Genomic DNA, 20,748 nt, shown 5'->3' on the forward strand with positions numbered 1-20,748 from the left:
TCTCCCCATTCTGCGCGGCCTCCGGGCATCAAATCGCAGTTTTCCCGAAAAAAAGGATATGCCGCATTTTTACCCCCTCTGATATGCCGCACTTGGCACCAGAGAGGACGCGGCCTGCATGCCAGAATTTACCGGGTGATACGCCGCACCCGGATCGGAGAAAATGGATTTTGAACAAAAAATAATCACATTGACTTAGGCGGAAGTATGGCTCCTAAAAAAAGCTTCAGAAAAGCCTACGTCGGTATCGTTATGGACATGGCATTAGCCCGTAGCAAAATCAGCAATCGGATGGTTGCTCAGCGCTTAGGTGTGGACGAGACGACGATCCGTCGCTGGCGTAAAGAGAATATCGAGTTTGAGCGCGCTTTCACTGAGGCTCGCGAAGCTCTCAGAGAGAAAATAAACCGCGTCGCCGGTAAGAGCCTGGACGTTCGTAAACGGAAGGTTGTCACCACATCGCCGGATGGTGTGAAAACCACGATTGAAGATGTGCTGCCCACGCACAACGATATTGCTGTTTTCTCAAAGGTGCTCGGTCTTGGTACCAGCGTCTATAGCGAGGACGAACGTCAGCGTGATGTGCTTCGCGAGGTGATGAAACACAAGGTGGCCGGGAAATACTCCGCGCTGGAGGCGGCGCAGTTGCTTGAGGCTGAGGGGGTAAAAGTTCCGGCAACCCTGCTTATGGAGCTGGGAGCACCGAAGATTTTCGAATCGTTCAACAATATGGACGAGGCAGCCAAAGCCGACGCGGCGAACCTGACCCCGCAGGAAGCAGCAGATATCTACAAAAAATATCTGGGCTGAAAATTGCAAAAACAGGCGTTTCGAACCGTAAAAACGCTATGCACTTTTTGACCCGTTTTATGCACGTTTTATTCATCCCGATTTGACCACTTTTCTGTTCAAAGCAGAGGCTTCACGCCGTTTGCGTGATGGGTGCTGTTGCGCCAGTGCGGGTAACAACCATTATGTTAAATCGGGGCGTTTTTGAGGAATTTATCTGTGCCGATTCCGTTCCCCTTTGACTTCCGCAAACCGGACTATACCGCCGTGTTTGAGTGGAGAATGGAGAGGCTGGAACGGGTCAGGAAAGCGCCTGAAATACTTCCGGCACTCCGTGAGTTCTACCGCACTAACCCAGCCCAGTTCATCATCGACTGGGGCATGACGACGGACCCGCGTAACCTCGATTATGGTCTGCCAGCCACCATCCCGTTTTTGCTGTTCCCCCGTCAGGAGGAATGGATTAACTGGATTATGGACAGGCGCGCCAGTCTTGAACATGGACTGACAGAAAAAAGCCGCGAAATGGGGCTGAGCTGGACCTCTATCGGTCTGGCCTGTTCGCTTTGCCTGTTCAATAAAGAAATGGTGATCGGGTTTGGTTCCCGTAAAGAGGAATATGTCGACAGTACCGGCGACCCGAAAGCACTTTTCTGGAAAGCGCGTAAGTTTGTCGAGCTGCTGCCGGTAGAATTTCGCGGTTCATGGAATGACAAAAAACATGCTCCTTACATGCGCGTTGAGTTTCCGGAAACGGGCGCGGTCATTAAGGGAGAGGCAGGCGATAACATTGGCCGTGGTGACCGTACCACGCTTTATTTCGTGGATGAGTCGGCATTCCTGAAACGGCCATTAATCATCGATGCTGCGCTTTCTCAGACAACCCGCTGCCGTATTGACCTCTCATCCGTCAACGGCATGAATAACCCGTTTGCCCGTAAGCGGCACAGCGGAAATATCCCGGTGTTTACGTTCCACTGGCGCAGCGACCCGCGCAAGGATGATGAGTGGTACCGCAACGAATGTCTGAAAATTGATGATCCGATCATCGTTGCTCAGGAACTGGATCTGAACTACAGCGCCTCTACTGAGGGGATTCTCATTCCCTCGGAATGGGTACAGGCTGCCGTCGACGCGCATATCAAACTGGGTATTCAGCCCAGCGGCCAGCGCCTCGGTGCAATGGATATTGCAGACGAAGGGAAAGACAAAAACGGCTTTTCCTGCCGCTATGGCTTTCTTCTGCAGAACGTTCACGAATGGTCTGGCATCGGCAGCGACATCTACGCCTCTGTCGTTAAATCGTTTGGGTATTGTGACGATTACGGCCTGTATGAGTTCCGTTTCGATGAGGACGGTCTGGGCGCCGGTGCGCGTGGAGATGCTCGCGTGATAAACGAGCTCAGGCAGGCTGAAGGCCGGGGAACAATCACAGCTACGCCATTCCGTGGTAGCGGTAGCGTATTCGATCCGGAAGATGAAGCCGTTCCAGGCGATAACGGTAAAGCGGCACGCCTGAATAAAGACTTCTTCGCGAACGCGAAAGCACAGAGCTGGTGGCATCTTCGCAAGCTGTTTCGTAACACCTTCCGTGCGCTGAACGGGATGGAATACAACCCCGACGAAATCATTTCGATAAGCAGCAAGATAGAAAATATTGACCGCCTGCTGATGGAGCTTTCACAGCCTACGTGGTCGAAAAACGCCGTGGGTAAAATCCTCGTGGATAAACAGCCGGAAGGTACAAAATCTCCGAACCTCGCCGACGCCGTGATGATTAACTACGCGCCGATGGATTCCTCTCTTGATAATTGGGCCAAACTGGCCGGAGCGTGACATGTCCCGTAACAAACGCCAGAACGGCGCACAAAAGCCCGTTGCGACAGCTGACGGGTACAACAATTTCACGGCCAAACTTGGTAGCGACACCAGAAACATACAGACGGGCGGAATGTACATGCCCGGGTACATCAGCCGTAACAGGGTGATGCTGGAGTTTGCGTATCGTTCATCGTTCCTCGTGGGGGCCGGTGTGGATGCTATGGCCGATGATATGACCCGCAAGGGCATTAACATCAGCTCAAAGCTGAAACCCGGCCAAAAGGGCAAGCTCGAAACCTTCTGGGATGAGCTCGCTATATGGGATGGGCTTAACGATAACCTCAAATGGTCACGATTGTACGGTGGCGCGGTGCTGGTGGTTCTGCTTGAAGGGCAGGATATGTCCTCCCCGCTAAAACTGGATCGTATCAAAGAGGGGCAGTTTAAGGGCGTGATGAGCCTTGACCGCTGGATGGTTAACCCGAGTTATTACGATCTCGTTACCGATTACGGTCCCGATTTTGGGAAACCGAAATATTACAAGGTAATCACGAACCAGCAGGGGATTCCCCCCTGGAAGATCCACCATAGCCGCGTTATCCGCATGGAGGGCGATACGCTACCTTTCCAGCAGGCCCAGACGGAAAACGGCTGGGGGATGTCTGTTGTGGAGCGTATTTTCGAGCGTATCGAGGCGTTCGACACTGCGACGGTTGGCACCACACAGTTGATCCACAAAGCGCATCTGCGGACATACAGCATTGCTGAACTTCGAAAAATACTTGCTGCAGGCGGCGACCTCGAAAAAGCGCTGATGAAGCACATGGACATGATCCGACAGTTTCAGACGATCGAAGGTATGACCATCATGGACGCTGCGGACAAGTTCGAAACGCACAGCTACACGTTCGCGGGTATCGCTGATGTCCTTCTGCGCTTTGCTGAGCAGGTTTCCGGCGCGACGGGAATTCCTCTCGTTCGTCTGTTCGGGCAGTCACCTGCAGGTTTCAACACTGGCGACGGCGATCTGGAAAACTACTACAGCCGGGTTAACTCGCTGCAGGAGAGACGCTTACGCCGACATATCCGTTGGCTGCTCGATATCTCCTGGCGCTCTCTATTCGGTGAACCACTGCCTGACGATTTTACTTTCGAGTTTAACAAGCTCTGGGAGATGTCAGACGTGGACCGTGCAACGATGGCGAACAATGTGGTTACTGCACTTGGTACCGCCGTTCGTGACCTTGGGATGCCGCCTGCAGCAGCGCTTAACGACCTCAGGAACATTTCTGATGTGATTGGCATCGGTGGTTCTATCACTGACGAGGACATAGAAGATGCGAAGGCCCAGTGGGAGGAGGATGAACCTGAAACCATCCCTCCGCCGCCGTTCGGAGATCCAGTATCGAAAAAGCCTGTTGGCGATAGCAAACCAGATAGGGCAGATCGTCGATGGTACCTACGATGGTTCACAGGCCAGCGCTGACAGCATTTCGAAAACGCTGGTGGACTATTCCGAGGTAATCAGCGACTGGGCAGAGCAGGTCGGGCGAAGGATGTTTGCCCAGGTCGAGCAGGAGGAATGGAATCAGTGGAAATCGGTATCAGAGGAAATCGGCGCTGGCCTGCGCGATGTGGTGGGTAATACCCCCGTCGGGCAGGTGGCGCAGGATATCGTGTACCGCCAGATTCAGCTGATGAAGTCCCTGCCGTTGGAAGCTGCCGATCGCGTGATGGACATACAACAGCGCGCAATGCAGGCGGTTATCACTGGTGAACGTCCGGACGAGCTCTACGAGATGATCATGGCCTCCGGTGACGTGGCCGCCAGCAGGGCGCAGCTGATTGCCCGTACAGAGATTGGACGAGCTACCGGCGCGCTGACGCAGGCCAGAGCCCTTTCGGTTGGATCAGAGGGCTACTGGTGGCGTATCGAGGGGGCAGGAACGCGCGATTCTCACCGCAAGATGAAAGATAAATTTGTGCGCTGGGATAACCCGCCGACGCTGGACGGTATGACCGGACACGCCGGATGTTTGCCGAACTGCAAATGCTGGCCTGAAGTACAGATTCCTGCACCGAGAAAATGAAAAATACGGCTTTGAGCATTCATTTCATGCGAACTGCAATACCCGCGAAATGTTATGAAAATGTTGTGTTCGAAAAGACCGATTTTCAGCCCAGTTAATCGCTACTTTTACGGCTTTAAGGGGACATTTTAATCGAGTCCATTTTCGTCGGTGCGGGTAAGAACTCTTATGTTAAATAGCCCGTTATTTTGAACATTTTTCCCATCTCACAAGGTCGCCACTGAGCGGCCTTTTTGTTGCCCGTAATCGAGCAGGTAACCCATGAAATATTTCTTCACTACACGCCTGGGAGAAACGCGTTATCTGCAGGCGGATGGCTCACTGCTGTGTAAAGACGTACCGATCGCACGTACAGGAACGCAGGTCTACTTACCCGAAGAAATCGACCTCGAGCCTGACGCCAGCGGCACAGTGACGGTCTGGCGAACGGAAGATGAGGTGTTTTCCCCGGAAACGATGGCGAGCTTTGAGGGCGTGGCCGTCACGCTGGGACATCCAGAGGATAGTCTGGGCAACATCGTATTCGTTAACCCATCTAACTTTGCTGAGCTGGCGCACGGACATATTCAGAACGTCCGACGCGGCACCGGCGATAAATCGGATCTGCTCATTGCTGACGTGCTGATTAAACGGCAGGAAGCAATCGACGCGGTGAATTCTGGCCTGACCGATGTCAGTTGCGGCTATGACGCGCAGTACAAGCAACTGGCACCCGGCAAGGGCAAGCAATACCAAATCACAGGTAACCACCTCGCTGTCGGCATTGACCGGGGGCGTGCTGGTGGCCGCTGTGCAATCGGGGATTCCATCCCATCAACAACAAAGGAGAAGCCTGTAATGTCATGGCTTAAAAAACTGGCTCAGGCCATTAAGACGAAAGATGAGGATGCACTGGCAAAACTCATCGATGAAGCGCCGGACATGCCGTCTGATGGCATGGCTTCAATCCCCGGTGTAACTATCAACATGAATGCTCCAGCGCAGTCTACCGCGCTCCCTGAAGCGAATCGCTCCACTACGGACGAAAGCGATCCGAATAAAGAGAAAACTGGTGATGAAGAAATTCCTGACTGGGCGAAAGCGTTGCTGGTTCGCCTGGAAAAGCTGGAGGGTAAAACCACCGATGGCGATCCGGACCTGGGCAACATGACCACCGACGAAGACGAAGAAGAAAACCGCAAAGTGACGGGTGATGCAGCCTTTAAGCGCAACCTGATCGCCGATGCGGAAATTATCTGTCCTGGCTTTCAGCCTGCCAGCGATAAGAGCCTTAAACGTCAGGTGCTGAATCACGCAATGCGCACCGGCGACAGCCTGAAATCGTTCGGCGTGGATGATTTCTACAAAGCGCCAAAGGCCACGGTCGACGCGGTGTTTACTGCCGCTGTGGCGCTGCATAAGGCGAAAAATCAGCTGACCCCGCTGAACAACATTACCCGCACCACGGACAGCGGAATCAGCACTAAGCATCTTTCCCCGGCAGAACTGAACAAGGTCAACGCCGAATTCTGGGCAAAAAACAAATAAGGTAAATCATCATGGCAGGTACTGCATATTTAACGCGCATGCCCCTGGGCATTGCCGGGGGCGTTACCCGTCCTCGTGATCTCACCATCGAGCCGGTTAGCCTGGATCACACGAAGCAGTTCGCGTCCTACGGGCTGGTTGGTAAATACGTGAACGATAAATTCGTTCCGCTGGAATCTGGCGACACCATCAGCAAAGTGAAAGGGATTCTGGTTCGACCGTTCCCGATTACCTCTGCTCTGGACCTTGCTTACATCGGTGTGACGGCTAATCAGGTTGGTGACAACCTGAAACGTGGTTACATCTGCGTAACTGCTACAGCAGGCAACGCGGCGACCGCGAAAAAAGGCGATCCGGTTTACGTTCGCGTGGCTGGTGGCACCACTCAAAGCCCGGTTGGCTCCTTTGTGCTGTCTCCGGACTCTACCGCATCAAATACACCTCAGCTGCCAAATGCAGAGGTCATGGGGCCAGGTGAAGCCGACGGCCGTATTGAAATCGCTTATAACATCTGAGGGAATAATTAATGTTTACAATTGACAGAGCGACCATCGACTCCACCGGCGCGTTTCTCGTCGGCGAACTGGAGCGCATGGATCAGACGCTGAACATGCCTTTAGTGTCCTACAAATGGTCACGCGACATGCCGCTGCGCAGCGACATTTCTATCGCTGATGAAGTGTCATCCTTCACTAATACCGATTTCGTGGGTGTTGGTGGTCCAAACCCTAACGGTAAAAACTGGATCGGCAAAAAAGCTACTGCCATTCCTGGTATCGAACTCGATATTCAGCCTACCCGTAACAACCTCACCTTGTGGGGGCAGGAAATCAGCTGGACGGTGCCGGAACTGGCTTCTGCCCAGAAACTGGGCCGTCCGGTTGATGTCCAGAAATACGAAGGCATGAAACTGAAGTGGAACATGGACACCGACGAACAGGTTTATATCGGTGATAACGAGCTCGGCGTTGCTGGCCTGCTGAACCTGCCGGATGTTACTCCTGTTGCTGCAGCTGCAGCGTGGACCGCAACCACCGATCCGGATGTGATTGTTCAGGATATCAACCTGGTACTGTCTGATGGCTGGGTTCGTTCTGGTTATGCGGTCTGCCCGGCGAAAATCGGTCTGGCGCCGGAGCTGTTCGGCCTGCTGGCGAGCAAAAAGGTTTCCTCTGCAGGGAATATCTCTGTGCTGGAATACGTGAAGATTAACACCATCGCGTTTCAGGAAAACGGTACACCACTGGAGATCGTCTCCATAAAGTGGGCCTCCAAGCGTGGCGCTGGTGGCGCGCATCGTATCGTTGCTTACACCCAGGACGAAAAATACGTTCGCTTCCCAATGGTTCCTCTGCTGAACACTCCGCTGGAGTATCGCGGCCTGCAGCAGTTGACCACTTACTACGGCAAGCTGGGCCAGGTGGAAACCCCGTATTCCAATACGATCTCTTACCTGGACGTTCCGGCGTCTTAACCTGAAACAGGCGGGGAAACCCGCCTTTTTTTATGGAGCAAAAACATGAAATACGTTGTTTCCGGTGGCGCGACTCTCAGCTTTGCCGACGGTTCTAAATTTGAGCTGTCTCAGGGCATCCACGACAGTTCCTCTTTCCCGAAAGAAGTTAAGGACCACTGGGCCTTTAAAGCCTATGCGCGCCCGATTGACGAAGCCGATCTGGCGAACGAGCAGAGCAATGAAGACCTTTCCGCGAGCCTTGTTCTCCTGGTAGAAGAAAATAACACCCTGAAAGCGCAGCTGGCTGAGCATGAAAAAACCATCACCGCGCTGGGGAATGAAAACACAGACCTGAAAGGGCAACTGGCAGCCGCTCAGGCACCAGCAGGCGGTAAACCTGCCGACAGCACGGACAAAACCGATAACACCGGCGGGGACGCGAAAAATGCCAAAAAACAGCAGGCTTCCGACTAACGATCAGTTCCGCACAGACTTTCCCGAGTTCGCCGATAAAACCCGCTACCCTGACCCCTCAGTGAATTTCTATCTGGGGCAGGCTGATTCGCTCCTGAATCAGGACGTGCAGGGCGATCAGTTCGTCTACCTTGCTGAACTATTCACGGCTCACTATACGGAGCTGCGCGGCCGCACGCTGGCCGCCGCTGCCGCTGGTGGTGTGAACAGCAACGGCGCAGCAGGTGTCGTGTCCTCTAAGTCCGTGGATAAGGTTTCAGTGAGCTATGACGTGTCCGGGGTAATCAATCCGGATGCTGGTTTCTGGAACAGCACCGCCTACGGGCGCGAGTTCTACTGGTGGTGGTCGATGTTCGGCGCTGGTGGCAGGCAACTGCTATGAAAAGCGGGTTAACGGTTCGTGCTGATAACGCCGTGGCTGTTTTGGAATCCCTCCGCCAGTTATCCGGAATGGATGTGCTGGTGGGAATACCTGAGGACAAGGCAGGGCGTGAGGATGGCTCTCCGATTAATAACGCGGAACTGGGCTACCTCCACTCGACGGGCGCAACGGTGGAAATCGACGGTACAACGGTCACGCTTCCCCCGCGGCCTTTTCTGGATATGGGGATCGAGGATTCAAAACCCCGAACCACTGCACACCTCAAGGCAGCGGCAACCGCCGCGCTGGAGGGGCAGACTGAAGCAGCAGTGCGTGAGCTGGAGAGCGCCGGACAGATTGCCCGTGACGCTGCAAAAGCCGTTATCGGTGCTGGTGACCGGTTGCACCCACTTTCTGAGAAAACCCTCGAACGCAGAAGGGCCGAGGACATTCCCGGCGAAAAGCCGCTGTATGCCCACGGATACCTGTTGCGCTCAATTAACTACGTCGTGAGGAAAAAATAATGCCTCTTCTCGATGTGAGCGATGTTCTTCTCGATCCCGACTTCATGGACACCAGTCTGGTGTGTCACCGGCAAGTTCAGACGGTGGATGAGGACAATTTCACGAAAAACACAGCTCAGGATATCCCATTCTCTGGCGTGGTGACGGTTGACCGTTCTCTGGAAGCCAGGCGAATGGCGGCAGGCCAGAACATCAGCGGCGCGATCCTCATCGTGACGCAGTTCAGATTAACCCAGGGTCAGCCCGGTTCAGACAGCGCCCCGCGACTTGATGCCGATATCGTGAGCTATAACGGGCGCGCTTACCGGGTGACATTTGTCGATCCGTACACCAGTTACGGCGCCGGATTCGTCCAGGCGCATTGTGAGCTGGTGGACTTTAACGGAGGGACGCCAGTTGAGTAATGACAGCACCGCGCGCGGTTATCTGACGCCTGTCGGGGATAGCCCCCAGTATGACGAGGCGCTGGAGCGTGAGATCAGCCGGTGGATTCGTGGCGTTTCTGGCTTGCCGGCCGCGCTTGTTTTCCCCCGATGGACTGACCCGCAGCCGCAGATCCCCAACAACGGGGTGACGTGGTGCGCCTTCGGTATCACTACCGTTCCCCAGCCGTTAAGCCAGTCCGATGTTCAGGTTTCGGAAGAACAGTCCGAGCAATGGACATGGGAACAGGTAACGGTGATTTGCTGCTTCTATGGCCCTCTGGGGGCCAACACTGCATCAACTTTCCGCGCGGGGATATTCGTCGAGCAGAACAACGCCGAGCTGAATCGCTCGGGGCTTTCGCTGGTGGAGACCGGGACTATCTACAACTTGCCAGAGCTCATTAATAACCAGTGGGTGAGGCGCTACGACCTCACCATTACGCTGTCCCGCAAAAACATTCGTACCTACAACGTCCGGACGCTGCAAGATGCGCCCGTCTCATTTTTCGGAGACTAAATTATGCCGCAGGGATTACCTGTATCTAACGTCGTGAATGTCGACGTGATCATTGGGCCGCGTGCGGCTACTGGTCGAAACTTTGGTTCACTGCTCATTCTCGGGAGCTCGACGGTTATCCCGGTTTCTGAGCGTATTCGCCTCTACTCATCCCCTGAAGATATCGGCTCTGATTTCGGCGTGGATAGCCCAGAATATGAAGCCGCGACCGTGTATTTCTCCCAGTCGCCGAAGCCTCAGCAGGTGTACGTGGGCCGCTGGGCAAAAACGCTGGTATCTGCAGAGAGCGGTTCAACGGAAACACTGCTGCAGGCCGTGAACGCCGTACTGAATTACACGAGCTGGTATGGCCTTGCCGTTGCTGATGATGACGATATCGACGACGCTGACTGGCTGAGCGTGGCCGCCGCGATCGAGTCTTCCAGTCTCAGCCGAATTCTGGCGATTACCACGGCAGATCCCCAGACGGTAAACGCGACCTCTACTACCGACCTGGCTTATAAACTGAAGGCGGCAAAATACAGCCGTACGTTTGTGCAGTATTCCACCAGCAGCAAGTACGCTGCGCTGTCTGCGTTTGGCCGTGCGTTTACGGTGAATTTCAACGGCAGTAACACCACCATTACCCTGAAATTCAAGCAGGAACCGGGTATCACCTACGAGACTCTGGATCTCAGCCAGGCTAAGGCGCTGGATGCCAAAAACTGTAACGTTTACGTGTATTACGAGAACGATACGGCAATTCTGCAGCAGGGCGTCATGTCCAGCGGCGATTTCTTCGATGAGCGCCACGGGCTCGACTGGCTGCAGAACTACGTTCAGACCAACCTCTATAACCTGCTCTACACCAGCACAACCAAAGTCCCGCAGACTGATGCGGGTGTTACACGTCTTCTTTCCAATGTTGAGAAATCAATGGATCAGTCTGTCACGAACGGGCTGGTGGCTGCTGGCGTATGGAACGGCGGCCCAATCGGGCAACTGGATTCCGGCGATACGCTGACAAAAGGCTATTACGTCTACGCGCAGCCGATTTCCGAGCAGGCGCAGGCAGACCGTGAAGCACGTAAGGCACCGGTTATTCAGGTGGCCTGTAAGCTGGCTGGCGCGGTTCATTTCGCTGATGTTCAGATCAACGTCGTTCGCTAAGGAGAACATGAATGGCTACTTATTCTTTTATGGACGTCACGGCGTCCCTCTCCGGCCCGACCGGCGAGATTGATCTGGGCTACGGTTCCGCCAGTTCAGAGGAGGGGATCACCGTTGCAATGGGCGGTCCTAAAAACACTATGACAATTGGTGCTGACGGCGAAGTGATGCACAGCCTGCACGCGGATAAAAGCGGCACTGTAACCGTCAACCTGCTGAAGACCTCGCCGACAAACAAAAAGCTGTCGCTGGCGTATAACGCACAGAGTCAGTCCTCAGGTACCTGGGGAAACAACGTCATTGTGATCCGAAATAAGGTAAGCGGAGACATCATCACGGCGCGCAGCGTGGCATTCCAGAAACAGCCGGATAACGCCAACGCTAAAGCCGGTAATACGATGCCCTGGGTGTTTGACTGCGGCAAAATCGACCAGGTACTCGGAGAGTTTTAACAGATGGAATTTTCAATCAAAGGCCACGATTACCGCGTGGCAAAACTCAGCGTTTTTGACCAGTTGAAAGTGACGCGCAAACTGCTGCCAGTTCTGGCGGGCATGATGTCAGATTTCGGGAGCATTCGCTCCCTTTTGCCTGCTGATGGCAAAATCGACACCGTGAAATTCGATCAACTGAAGCCGATGTTTGAAACCCTGCTCCCGCGTATCGCTGAGGAACTGTCTTCCCTGACCGAAGAAGACACCAACGCGATTATTCATCCGTGTCTGTCTGTGGTTTCACGTAAGCATATGGACGGATGGACGCCAGTATTTAGCAGCGGACAGTTGATGTTTGCCGATATCGACCTGTTGACCATGCTGCAGCTGGTGGCGCGGGTGGTCGCCGATTCACTGGGAAATTTTTTGCCCGTGAGCCCTACCAGCGCGACGCCGGGCCAGCCTCAGGGTTAACCCTCAACAGGCTGCCTGACGGGCTGTCTTATCTCCTTGACCCGGTTGACGCCGGGTTAATCCCTTATTACGCGCTGAAGGATGGATCAGTCGATCTGTGCGATATCGCGCTGATGAATGACCACCTGGCCGTTAAGGCAGACAACCAGCGCCGTATTGAGAAATGGAGAGAGGATAATGAACGCTGAGACTATTAAAGATTTCCTGGTCTCGCTCGGCTTCGATATCGACGAGGCAGGCGCCGCTAAATTTGATTCAGTCCTTGCAGGTACGACCGCAAACGCCATCAAAATGGGACTGGCCGTCGAGGGGGCCGCGCTTTCTGTGGTGGCCTACACGGCGAAAATTGCCTCTGGTCTGGATAACCTCTACTGGGCGTCACAACGTACTGGTGCGACCGTTCAGGGCATTCAGTCGATTGGTTACGCTGTTTCTCAGATGGGCGGCAGCGTGGACGCAGCACGCGGCTCACTGGAAAGCCTCTCACGGTTTGTACGAAATAATCCCGGTGCGGAAGGTTTTCTGAACCGTCTGGGCGTACAGACGAGAGACGCCAGCGGGAACATGCGCGATATGGCCGCCATTTTTACGGGTGTCGGTCAGAAGCTCAGCAGCATGCCGTATTACCGGGCTAACCAGTATGCGCAGATGCTGGGCATTGATGAAAATACCCTCATGGCGATGCGCCGTGGTGTGGGTGGCTTCTCTGGACAATACAGCGCGATGGCGAAGGCTATCGGTTTCAATGCTGATGAGGCGGCCAGAAGCTCCAACAAATTCATGACCTCTCTGCGCGAGTTCGGCGCGATGGCTGGCATGGCCCGTGACAAAATCGGCTCTAATCTTGCTGGTGGCCTTGCGGGTTCGCTGGACACGCTGCGCCGCCACATCCTGGATAACTTCCCGCGCATTGAGCAAACGCTGACGAAAGCCATAAAAGGTATTCTGGCACTCGGGGATATTATCGGGCGGTTGTTCTTCCGACTTATCGAAGGAACATCGGACCTTATCACCTGGTGGCAATCACTGGACAAGCAGACGCGGGAGCTGATCTCGCTGTTCGGTGCACTGACGATAGCGCTGCGTATTCTGAACAGTACGTTCTGGATGTCGCCGATTGGCCTGATTACCGCGCTGGCGGCGGGTATTGCTCTGTTGTGGGAGGATTACAAGACTTGGAAGGAAGGCGGTCAGAGCCTGATTGACTGGGGGAAATGGAAACCTGAAGTCGACGCCGCGCTAAAGATGGTTCGTGACCTGAAAGCGACCGTTAACGACCTGGCGAAAGCACTGGCAAAGCTGCTCAACATCGACCCGAAAGCATGGTCCCTGAAGTGGGATTTCAGCAACTTTATCGACCAGATGGGCGAGTTCAGCAAGATGTTGAACATGATCGCTGACCTGCTTAACGCCATCAAAGATGGTCGCTGGGCTGATGCCGCCAGCATCGGAAAGCAGCTTCTTAATCAGGGAAGCGGTTCACCGTCAGCAATGCCTGTAGTGACTGACAGCGCCAACGGTACCGCCGACTGGATTAATGAGCACTGGGGCTTCGATCCTCGCAGCGTGGGACGAACGGTGCGCGGCTGGTTTGGTAATGATGAACCGGAACAGTACGGCCAATCTGTTAAGCGACCACAGCCAACAAAAGCGGGCTCCCAATTGCTTGGCTGGATGCAGCCGATGCTTACCAATCTGGAACAGCTATACCGACTTCCGGAAGGTTTGCTGCGCAGTGTGGCCATCACGGAATCAGGCGGAAATCAGTTCGCTGTTTCAGGTGCTGGCGCTAAGGGACTATTTCAGTTCATGGACGGCACGGCGCGTGATATGGGGTTGCGAGGGAATGATGTTTTCGATCCGGAAAAGGCCGCACGGGCAGCTGCAAAATATCTCTCACAGCTACTACAGGCTAATGGGGGCGACCTGAGCAAAGCGCTGGCGTCTTACAACTGGGGGATCGGAAACGTGCAGAAACACGGAATGGCCCTGATGCCCCAGGAAACCCGCAACTATATTCCGAAGGTGCTAAGCAACATGCCTGGGAACGGTGTAAAGGTTGATCAGAAGAACAATTATTACATCTACGGTGGAGGTGATCCGCGTTCTGTTGGTACTGAGGTCGAACGTCGGCAGCAGTCTGCGAACGCTCAGGTTATGCGTGGTAATCAAACGAAGGTGGGCTAATGGATATTCTCTCTACGCTCTTTCAACAGCAGAGCCGGAAAATAGGGGTTATTGTCCCCAGCGTGGTAGTTTCTGAGAAGCACAGCGACACGCTGGAGATAACAGAGCACCCGGTCGAGGTCGGGGCCGCCATCGCAGACCATGCCTATAAAAAGCCGTCTGAAGTAGTGATGGAGGTCGGTTTCTCTGGTGGCGGATCATTGCTGGATTTCGCCAGTAACCTGACGGCTACCAGCTTACTCGGCCTGAGTCCGCAGCAGACATATCAGGAAATACTCGACCTGCAGGCAAGTCGCATTCCTTTCGATGTCGTAACAGGTAAGCGGCTGTACAGCAACATGCTGATCCGCGCGCTGGAAGTAACAACCGACAAGACGACCGAAAATGTCCTGTCTGCCGTTCTCACTCTGAGGGAAGTCATTATCTCGCAGACTCAGCAAATCACCGTTGCGGATAAAACCAACATGAAAGACGGGGCCAGCACGTCGGCGGTGCTGAATACTGGCAATAAAACCACAAAACCGCCAAATACCTCTTTATTGCAAAGTGGTGCGGCTTTACTGGGGCTTGGTTAATGGCGATTCAGGAAATACCGCTTACAGCGGATAACCAGCAGTTCAGCATCGTCCTAGGCGGTGTCACATGGCGGATTAGCATCTTATGGCGCGATCTGTACTGGATTATGGACCTGCGGAACGACAGAGGGGAGCCAGTAATCTCCGGTATTCCTCTCGTCACGGGTGCTGACCTGCTGGCGCAGTACGCCTATATGGGGCTTGGTTTTAAGCTGGTGTTGGTCTGCGATGACACCACACAGGATTATCCGACGAAAACCGACCTGGGCGGCCGCAGTCATTTACTGGTATCAACGGAGTAAGCATGTCACAAAACTGGATGAGACATTTCGAGCTGCAGCTCGTGGACGAGAACGGGCAGGGTATTGAGCTCAGTGATTTTAAAGTGACCTTTACGATCGACTGGTTCAACATCAGCAGCGCGTCACGCGTGGGAACGTTCAAAATCTATAACCTGTCAGCTGATACGGTCAATCGCATCACCGGACAGGAGTTTTCTAAGGTGCGGCTGATTGCGGGTTACGACGGTATTGCGCCAGAGGTATCGGCAAGCGATGTTGGAAAGGTACGGGAAGTCGACGCGGCGGATGTGGGGCAGAGTGATGGCCGCAACTACGGGCTGATTTTCAGCGGCGAAATTCGCTACTCGGTCACAGGAAAAGACAGCCCTATTGATTCCTATGTCCTGATTCAGGCAGCCGATACGGATCTGGCATTTGCCACCAGCATAACCTCGCAGACGCTGGCAGCCGGTTACACGGTAGCAGACGTGAACCGTGCGCTGATGAAAGACTTCGAGGCCAAAGGCGCGACCGAAGGCCTGACGCCTGAAATGCCTGCTACCGTATTCCCTCGAGGGCGGGTGCTGTTTGGTATGACTCGGCATCTTATGGATAACGTGGCCGGACAATGTGGCGCAACATGGCAGTTCGTGGACGGTCAACGCCAAATGGTGGCGAATAACGAATATGTTCACGACGCGATTGTACTCAACAGTGCCACCGGGCTTATCGGCATGCCGCAGCAGACTATCGGTAACGGCGTAAACGTCCGTGCGCTGATTAATCCGAACATCCGGGTTAACGGGCTCATTCAACTGGATCAGGCTTCCGTGTACCGCACCGCGCTGTCGAACAACGATATCGCGATGGCTGGTGGGCAGATCACCGACCAGAACACGGGCGGCAATATCACGCTCAGCGGTACCACGGCACAGCCTGCCAGCATTGCTACGGATGGCGTTTATATTGTGCGCGGGATTATGTACACTGGCGATACAAGGGGTCAGGCGTGGTACATGGATATGATGTGCGAAGCGCGTGGCGCGCAGGATATGCCATCCAGCGCTGCATTGCAGAGAGGATTATAGAAATGAAACGATGGATATTTTCATTGCTGGCGTTAGCGTCTGTTGCCGCAAGTGCAAACACCATAACGATGCAATGTGGCAACTTTCGTATGGACGCTATTCCTGATTCATTGTTTAAAATCAATGGCGAAACCGTCACGTCCCAAAAAGTTAAAATGTTGGGTAAAGATGGTACTGGCATGCAGATCAAAATGGGACTGATGCCTGCTAAAGATGGAAACAACTATGGGTTTGAGTATATCCATCGCCCTGGTGCTGAAACGCGCTTCCTGAACGTCCAACTTCTGCAGAACAGTATGGACGCGCCGAGAATCATAGGTTCCTTTCCTTGCAGGAAAATTAACTAATGAGCAATATGGAAGGAAAGTCTCAACTCATCAAGGATCAAGAAGATGAGTTGACTGAGAAAGCAGAGCTATTAATCAAACACCAAAAAGAACAATATGAATCTTCGGTCGAAAGGATTCGTCGACTTGAGGATAAAGCATTAAAGACATTTGGTTCTCTTAGCATTGTGATTACGGTTGCACTTCTTGTGGTTAGATATTGGTGGAAAGATATATTTCCCGAGCACTACACTCCTCTGCATGCTTTTTGTTGGTTTTTTCTTATTGTGTTTATTTCCACATGTTTTATTTCATGGGGGTTCGCTTTTAGTGCCATGCAATTACAGGACTTAGAATGTCCATCATCAGATGCAACAGAAATGGAAAGATTTTACATGGGTAATAAAATTTACAATTCTTTGTCAGCCTATGCAAAAGAATATTCTAGGCTGACAGATGTGGTAGATAAAAAACATATAGAAAAATCGAAAATCATTAATTTTTGTTTCGAATCTATGCTCTATAGTGCTTGGTCGTTTGTTTTTTTCTTAATCCTTGTTGTGATAATTAAACTTAATTAGTGAGGCTACGCATGGCAGAAAATACTAAGGGCAGTGTAAAACAAATAGTAAATAATCCACCAACAATAGAAGACAAAAAGTCTCATCAGGTATATACACCTTCAGAGCCAATTAGATACGATAGTTCTATTCCTGTTCCGGGGAGCAAGGTAGTTACAGAAAGCTACCAGCCACCACTTAGTAAAAAAGGTAAATGATAACGAACCCGCCACTAGGCGGGTTTTTTGCTTTCTGGAGCCTACAAAATGGCAGTATCTGACCAGACCCGCAGCGGCGACCTTGCCGAAACATTCAAATCTGAGCGGGAAACCACAAAGAACCAGATCCGTGTCGCCTTGCCTGGCATTATTCAGTCATTCGATCCTGATGCGGTTACGGCTACTGTGCAGCCTGCTATCCGTTACGTTGAAATCGATAACGACGGTAACCGGGTGACAAAACCTTACCCGCTGCTGGTGGATGTTCCTGTGGTATTCCCAACGGCCGGGGGAGTTACTTTAACGTTGCCGGTGAGCCCTGGCGATGAGTGCGAACTTAAGTTTCAGGACCGCTGTATTGATTTCTTCTGGCAAAACGGCGGAGTACAGGAACCTGTCGATGACCGCATACATGACCTGTCCGACGCCACCTGCTCTGTGGGCCAAATATCTCAGCCCAACAAAATTAAGAATGTCAGCACCACGTCGGCGCAGCTTCGAAGTGTTGATGGAAGTACGTATATCGACCTTAATCCGGATACGCAGAAAATTAAAATTGTGGCGCCGGGGGGCGTGGAGGTGGTTACCCCGCAGGCCGACTTCTCGGAGAAAGTCACTATTCACGGGCTCCTGTCCTGGATGTGTGGCATGGTGGGTTCTGTTGTCTCAGGCGTCGCATCCAAAATTACTGGCGCCGTCGAGTTTATCGGTACTGTCAAAGCAAACGGTAAATCTATCGACGATAAACACACTCACGGTGGTGTACAGCACGGCAACGATGATACGAATGAGGTGAACTGATGCGATACCGACGCGAAGATGCCGATGGTGATTACACCTTTGGCAGTGGCGATGATACCTGGCTGATTAACTCACCTGAGGCCGTGGCGCAGGCCGTGAAAACGCGATTCGAATTGTGGTACGGGCAATGGTTTCTCGACACAACAGAGGGGACACCGTGGATTCAGTCCGTACTGGGTAAGCAGAAGCCGGAAACCTACAATCTGGCGATCCGTAAGCACATCCTCGAAACGCGGGGCGTTAAATCCATCCTTTCTTTCAATACGACAGTGAACACTACGACGCGCCGCGTCCAGTTCTTCGCTGAAATCGACACTATCTACGGAACAACGACAGTAACCAGCGAGGCATAAATGGCCCTCAATTTGGACACACTCGGCTTATCGGCAACGGTAACCGCTGAGGGGATCAGTGCGCCTGATTACCAGACGATACTCGATACCCTGACGAGCTATTTCCAGCAGATTTATGGCAGAGATGCTTATCTGGAGCCAGACAGCAAAGACGGCCAGATGGTGGCGCTGGTGGCGCTGGCTATTCACGATGCCAATAACACAGCTATTTCCGTCTATAACTGCTTTTCACCTGCTACCGGGTACGGCGCAGCGCTGACCAGTAACGTAAAAATTAACGGTATCGCGCGCAAAGGGGAGACGAACTCTACCGTGGATCTTGTACTGACCGGTACCGCAGGGACAACCATCACTAATGGCACCGTAAAAGACACCAATAACGTGATCTGGCGTCTTCCTGCCTCGGTAGTTATTGGCGTTGATGGCACAGTTACGGTAACTGCTACCTGCTCAAACAGTGGAGCTGTAGCCGCGCTGACAGGGACCATCACTATCATCAACTCGCCAACCCGTGGCTGGACATCGGTAACAAACCCAACAGCGGCCACCGTAGGCGCACCAGCAGAAACAGACGCAGAGTTGCGCATCAGACAGGGGCAGAGCGTCGCGCTACCGTCCATCACACCGTTTGAGGGTGTCGACGGTGCGATAGCCAACGTCGCTGGCGTTACACGTCACAAACTCTACGAGAACGATACTGGCGCAACCGACAGTAACGGACTGCCGCCACACTCCATTTCCGCCATCGTCGATGGAGGTGATGTTACCGAGATAGCCCAGACAATCCGTGGAAACAAAGGGCAGGGAACTGCGACTTATGGGACAACCTCTGTCACGGTACCTGACACCTACGGTAACCCACACGTGATCAGCTTCTCGCGTTCTACTGATGTCCCAATTTATGGGCATATCACGCTGAAAGCCTTTGCTGGTTACACGTCGCAAATTGGTGTGCAGATTCAACAGGCAGTATCGGATTACATCAATGGGCTGACGATCGGTGATTCGGTTCTGCTGAGTCGCATTTACTCCCCGGCAAACCTGGGCGTGGTCAGTGGTGGCAGTGCTCGTTATTACGATATTCAGGAGCTGCTAATTGGCAAATCAGCCGAAACTGTAGCGGCGGCAAATATCAACATTGCATACAACGAGTCAGCATCCTGTAAGTCTGAAAACATTGCTCTAACGGTGACGTCATGAGCAAGTACACGGACTTAATCACCAACTATCACGCCACTAAGCCCAGGTTCTTTGATCACGTGGACCTGAGCACACGTCCATTGATTGATATCACGGCGGCCACCAGGGGACTGGTGAGCGCTTTTGATGTTGATACAGCGGTCGGTGTACAGCTGGATATTCTCGGTCTGTGGATCGGACGCAGTCGCATAGTCAGCCAGCCAATTAGCGGAGTTTATTTCAGTTGGGACACTGACGGGCTTGGGTATGACCAGGGTATCTGGCAAGGGCCATATGATCCTGATTCTGGCTATACGACGCTAAGCGATGAGACGTACCGCATCATTCTGAAAGCGAAAATCGCTATCAACAACTGGGACGGTCGGAACGACTCTCTGCCTCCCATCCTTGACGCTGCGACTGCAGGCTCAGGCCTGAGGATGCAAATTGTCGACAACCAGGACATGACGATATCGGTTTGGGTATTCCCCGAGACTGATATTTCTGATGTGTCTCTTGAACTGATTGCCGCTATCAAACAGGGCTATCTCACCGTTAAAGCTGCTGGCGTTTGGGCCGGTGATGTTGAAACTCCGGCGGTAGAAACACCGTCAGAAGGTTCTAAATTCTTTGGGTTTGATATGGATAACGAATACATCGGCGGGTTCGATGTTGGAGCATGGGGGACTTTACTCTGATGGCAACTAATGATTTCAAACCGTTCGCGACAGCTGCAAATGCTAACGTGACGGCACAAGCTGACTGGGAAGCGCTTCCGGCTCTTCTTTCTGGCTTTACGGCTGGCAAAGCGTCAAGCGCCCAGGTAAATAAAGCACTTCGCCAGGCCAGTTTTATTGCGGCTGCACTGGCACAGTACACTGCCAACAAAAGTGGTCAGGATGTGCTTGATGATGGTGACCTGAACGGGTTTATCTCCAAAATGGGAACCGCTTTTGGGAAGGATTTCCAGGCGCTTGACGCCACACTGACGGCATTGGCCGGGCTCGCAACCGGTGCAAATAAACTCCCGTATTTCACTGGAAATGATACAGCAGCGCAGACTGATTTAACTTCTGTAGGTCGTGACATTATCGGGAAAAATACTATTGCTGACATTCTCACATACCTTGGTTTGGGAG

At 53.0% G+C, this 20,748-nt stretch carries 27 protein-coding genes and 1 pseudogene; all 28 read left to right on the forward strand.

What is annotated here, in order from left to right; genetic code table 11:
• Positions 1 to 207: 207 nt before the first annotated feature.
• Complete coding sequence (locus tag FDX19_RS12670; RefSeq protein WP_137382984.1) at positions 208 to 810, forward strand: hypothetical protein; 603 nt, start codon at positions 208 to 210, stop codon at positions 808 to 810.
• 198 nt (positions 811 to 1,008) lie between these two features.
• A complete protein-coding gene (locus tag FDX19_RS12675) occupies positions 1,009 to 2,625 on the forward strand; it encodes a TerL protein (RefSeq protein ID WP_137382985.1) in 1,617 nt (538 codons plus the stop codon).
• A 1-nt stretch (position 2,626) separates the two neighbouring features.
• Entirely contained in the window at positions 2,627 to 4,096 is a 1,470-nt protein-coding gene (locus tag FDX19_RS12680) for a DUF1073 domain-containing protein (protein WP_137382986.1), read from the forward strand.
• A gap of 70 nt (positions 4,097 to 4,166) precedes the next feature.
• A complete protein-coding gene (locus FDX19_RS12685; RefSeq protein ID WP_032629703.1) occupies positions 4,167 to 4,700 on the forward strand; it encodes a phage minor head protein in 534 nt (177 codons plus the stop codon).
• A gap of 261 nt (positions 4,701 to 4,961) precedes the next feature.
• Positions 4,962 to 6,227, forward strand: coding sequence for a DUF2213 domain-containing protein (locus FDX19_RS12690; protein ID WP_137382987.1), 1,266 nt, complete (start codon positions 4,962 to 4,964; stop codon positions 6,225 to 6,227).
• An 11-nt stretch (positions 6,228 to 6,238) separates the two neighbouring features.
• The gene (locus FDX19_RS12695) at positions 6,239 to 6,742 is read left to right on the forward strand and encodes a hypothetical protein (protein WP_016247460.1); all 504 of its coding nucleotides are present in this window, start codon (positions 6,239 to 6,241) and stop codon (positions 6,740 to 6,742) included.
• Positions 6,743 to 6,753: 11 nt separating this feature from the next.
• Positions 6,754 to 7,701, forward strand: a complete 948-nt coding sequence (locus FDX19_RS12700; RefSeq protein WP_063161450.1) for a DUF2184 domain-containing protein — start codon at positions 6,754 to 6,756, stop codon at positions 7,699 to 7,701.
• Positions 7,702 to 7,746: 45 nt separating this feature from the next.
• Positions 7,747 to 8,157 (forward strand): hypothetical protein, encoded by a 411-nt coding sequence (locus FDX19_RS12705; protein WP_137382988.1) that lies wholly within the window; start codon positions 7,747 to 7,749, stop codon positions 8,155 to 8,157.
• Positions 8,129 to 8,539: a DUF4054 domain-containing protein gene (locus FDX19_RS12710; RefSeq protein ID WP_060569224.1), complete on the forward strand. Its 411-nt coding sequence runs from the start codon at positions 8,129 to 8,131 to the stop codon at positions 8,537 to 8,539. The genes FDX19_RS12705 and FDX19_RS12710 overlap by 29 nt, the downstream gene beginning before the upstream one ends.
• Positions 8,536 to 9,042 carry a hypothetical protein gene (locus tag FDX19_RS12715; protein ID WP_137382989.1) on the forward strand — a complete coding sequence of 169 codons (507 nt, stop codon included), beginning with the start codon at positions 8,536 to 8,538 and terminating at the stop codon, positions 9,040 to 9,042. The genes FDX19_RS12710 and FDX19_RS12715 overlap by 4 nt, the downstream gene beginning before the upstream one ends.
• A complete protein-coding gene (locus FDX19_RS12720; RefSeq protein WP_023344727.1) occupies positions 9,042 to 9,446 on the forward strand; it encodes a hypothetical protein in 405 nt (134 codons plus the stop codon). The genes FDX19_RS12715 and FDX19_RS12720 overlap by 1 nt, the downstream gene beginning before the upstream one ends.
• Positions 9,439 to 9,984: a hypothetical protein gene (locus tag FDX19_RS12725; protein ID WP_137382990.1), complete on the forward strand. Its 546-nt coding sequence runs from the start codon at positions 9,439 to 9,441 to the stop codon at positions 9,982 to 9,984. Before FDX19_RS12720 ends, FDX19_RS12725 begins: the two co-directional genes overlap by 8 nt.
• Before the next feature lie 3 nt (positions 9,985 to 9,987).
• The gene (locus FDX19_RS12730) at positions 9,988 to 11,133 is read left to right on the forward strand and encodes a DUF3383 family protein (protein WP_137382991.1); all 1,146 of its coding nucleotides are present in this window, start codon (positions 9,988 to 9,990) and stop codon (positions 11,131 to 11,133) included.
• Positions 11,134 to 11,144: 11 nt separating this feature from the next.
• Entirely contained in the window at positions 11,145 to 11,585 is a 441-nt protein-coding gene (locus tag FDX19_RS12735) for a DUF3277 family protein (RefSeq protein WP_000257260.1), read from the forward strand.
• A 3-nt stretch (positions 11,586 to 11,588) separates the two neighbouring features.
• On the forward strand, positions 11,589 to 12,041 hold the full coding sequence (locus FDX19_RS12740; protein ID WP_137382992.1) for a phage tail assembly chaperone: 453 nt from the start codon (positions 11,589 to 11,591) through the stop codon (positions 12,039 to 12,041).
• A gap of 11 nt (positions 12,042 to 12,052) precedes the next feature.
• Positions 12,053 to 12,229, forward strand: coding sequence for a hypothetical protein (locus FDX19_RS25470; RefSeq protein WP_024131618.1), 177 nt, complete (start codon positions 12,053 to 12,055; stop codon positions 12,227 to 12,229).
• Complete coding sequence (locus FDX19_RS12750; RefSeq protein WP_137382993.1) at positions 12,219 to 14,228, forward strand: transglycosylase SLT domain-containing protein; 2,010 nt, start codon at positions 12,219 to 12,221, stop codon at positions 14,226 to 14,228. Before FDX19_RS25470 ends, FDX19_RS12750 begins: the two co-directional genes overlap by 11 nt.
• Positions 14,228 to 14,803: a phage baseplate protein gene (locus tag FDX19_RS12755; protein ID WP_137382994.1), complete on the forward strand. Its 576-nt coding sequence runs from the start codon at positions 14,228 to 14,230 to the stop codon at positions 14,801 to 14,803. Before FDX19_RS12750 ends, FDX19_RS12755 begins: the two co-directional genes overlap by 1 nt.
• Positions 14,803 to 15,105, forward strand: a complete 303-nt coding sequence (locus FDX19_RS12760) for a hypothetical protein (RefSeq protein WP_137382995.1) — start codon at positions 14,803 to 14,805, stop codon at positions 15,103 to 15,105. The genes FDX19_RS12755 and FDX19_RS12760 overlap by 1 nt, the downstream gene beginning before the upstream one ends.
• Positions 15,106 to 15,107: 2 nt before the next feature.
• Positions 15,108 to 16,172, forward strand: a complete 1,065-nt coding sequence (locus FDX19_RS12765) for a hypothetical protein (protein WP_137382996.1) — start codon at positions 15,108 to 15,110, stop codon at positions 16,170 to 16,172.
• A 2-nt stretch (positions 16,173 to 16,174) separates the two neighbouring features.
• Positions 16,175 to 16,519: a hypothetical protein gene (locus tag FDX19_RS12770; protein WP_137382997.1), complete on the forward strand. Its 345-nt coding sequence runs from the start codon at positions 16,175 to 16,177 to the stop codon at positions 16,517 to 16,519.
• A complete protein-coding gene (locus FDX19_RS12775; protein WP_137382998.1) occupies positions 16,519 to 17,079 on the forward strand; it encodes a hypothetical protein in 561 nt (186 codons plus the stop codon). The genes FDX19_RS12770 and FDX19_RS12775 overlap by 1 nt, the downstream gene beginning before the upstream one ends.
• A gap of 11 nt (positions 17,080 to 17,090) precedes the next feature.
• Complete coding sequence (locus FDX19_RS12780; RefSeq protein WP_137382999.1) at positions 17,091 to 17,276, forward strand: hypothetical protein; 186 nt, start codon at positions 17,091 to 17,093, stop codon at positions 17,274 to 17,276.
• A 48-nt stretch (positions 17,277 to 17,324) separates the two neighbouring features.
• Positions 17,325 to 18,077: a Gp138 family membrane-puncturing spike protein gene (locus FDX19_RS12785; protein ID WP_137383000.1), complete on the forward strand. Its 753-nt coding sequence runs from the start codon at positions 17,325 to 17,327 to the stop codon at positions 18,075 to 18,077.
• The gene (locus tag FDX19_RS12790) at positions 18,077 to 18,430 is read left to right on the forward strand and encodes a hypothetical protein (RefSeq protein ID WP_131341180.1); all 354 of its coding nucleotides are present in this window, start codon (positions 18,077 to 18,079) and stop codon (positions 18,428 to 18,430) included. Before FDX19_RS12785 ends, FDX19_RS12790 begins: the two co-directional genes overlap by 1 nt.
• The gene (locus FDX19_RS12795; protein WP_137383001.1) at positions 18,431 to 19,630 is read left to right on the forward strand and encodes a baseplate J/gp47 family protein; all 1,200 of its coding nucleotides are present in this window, start codon (positions 18,431 to 18,433) and stop codon (positions 19,628 to 19,630) included.
• Positions 19,627 to 20,307, forward strand: coding sequence for a DUF2612 domain-containing protein (locus tag FDX19_RS12800; RefSeq protein WP_109017969.1), 681 nt, complete (start codon positions 19,627 to 19,629; stop codon positions 20,305 to 20,307). The genes FDX19_RS12795 and FDX19_RS12800 overlap by 4 nt, the downstream gene beginning before the upstream one ends.
• A pseudogene (locus FDX19_RS12805) lies at positions 20,307 to 20,748 on the forward strand (phage tail protein); the annotation flags it as partial. The gene FDX19_RS12800 and the pseudogene FDX19_RS12805, both read left to right, overlap by 1 nt.

The sequence above is a fragment of the Citrobacter sp. wls619 genome (assembly GCF_005281345.1).
GTDB lineage: Bacteria > Pseudomonadota > Gammaproteobacteria > Enterobacterales > Enterobacteriaceae > Citrobacter.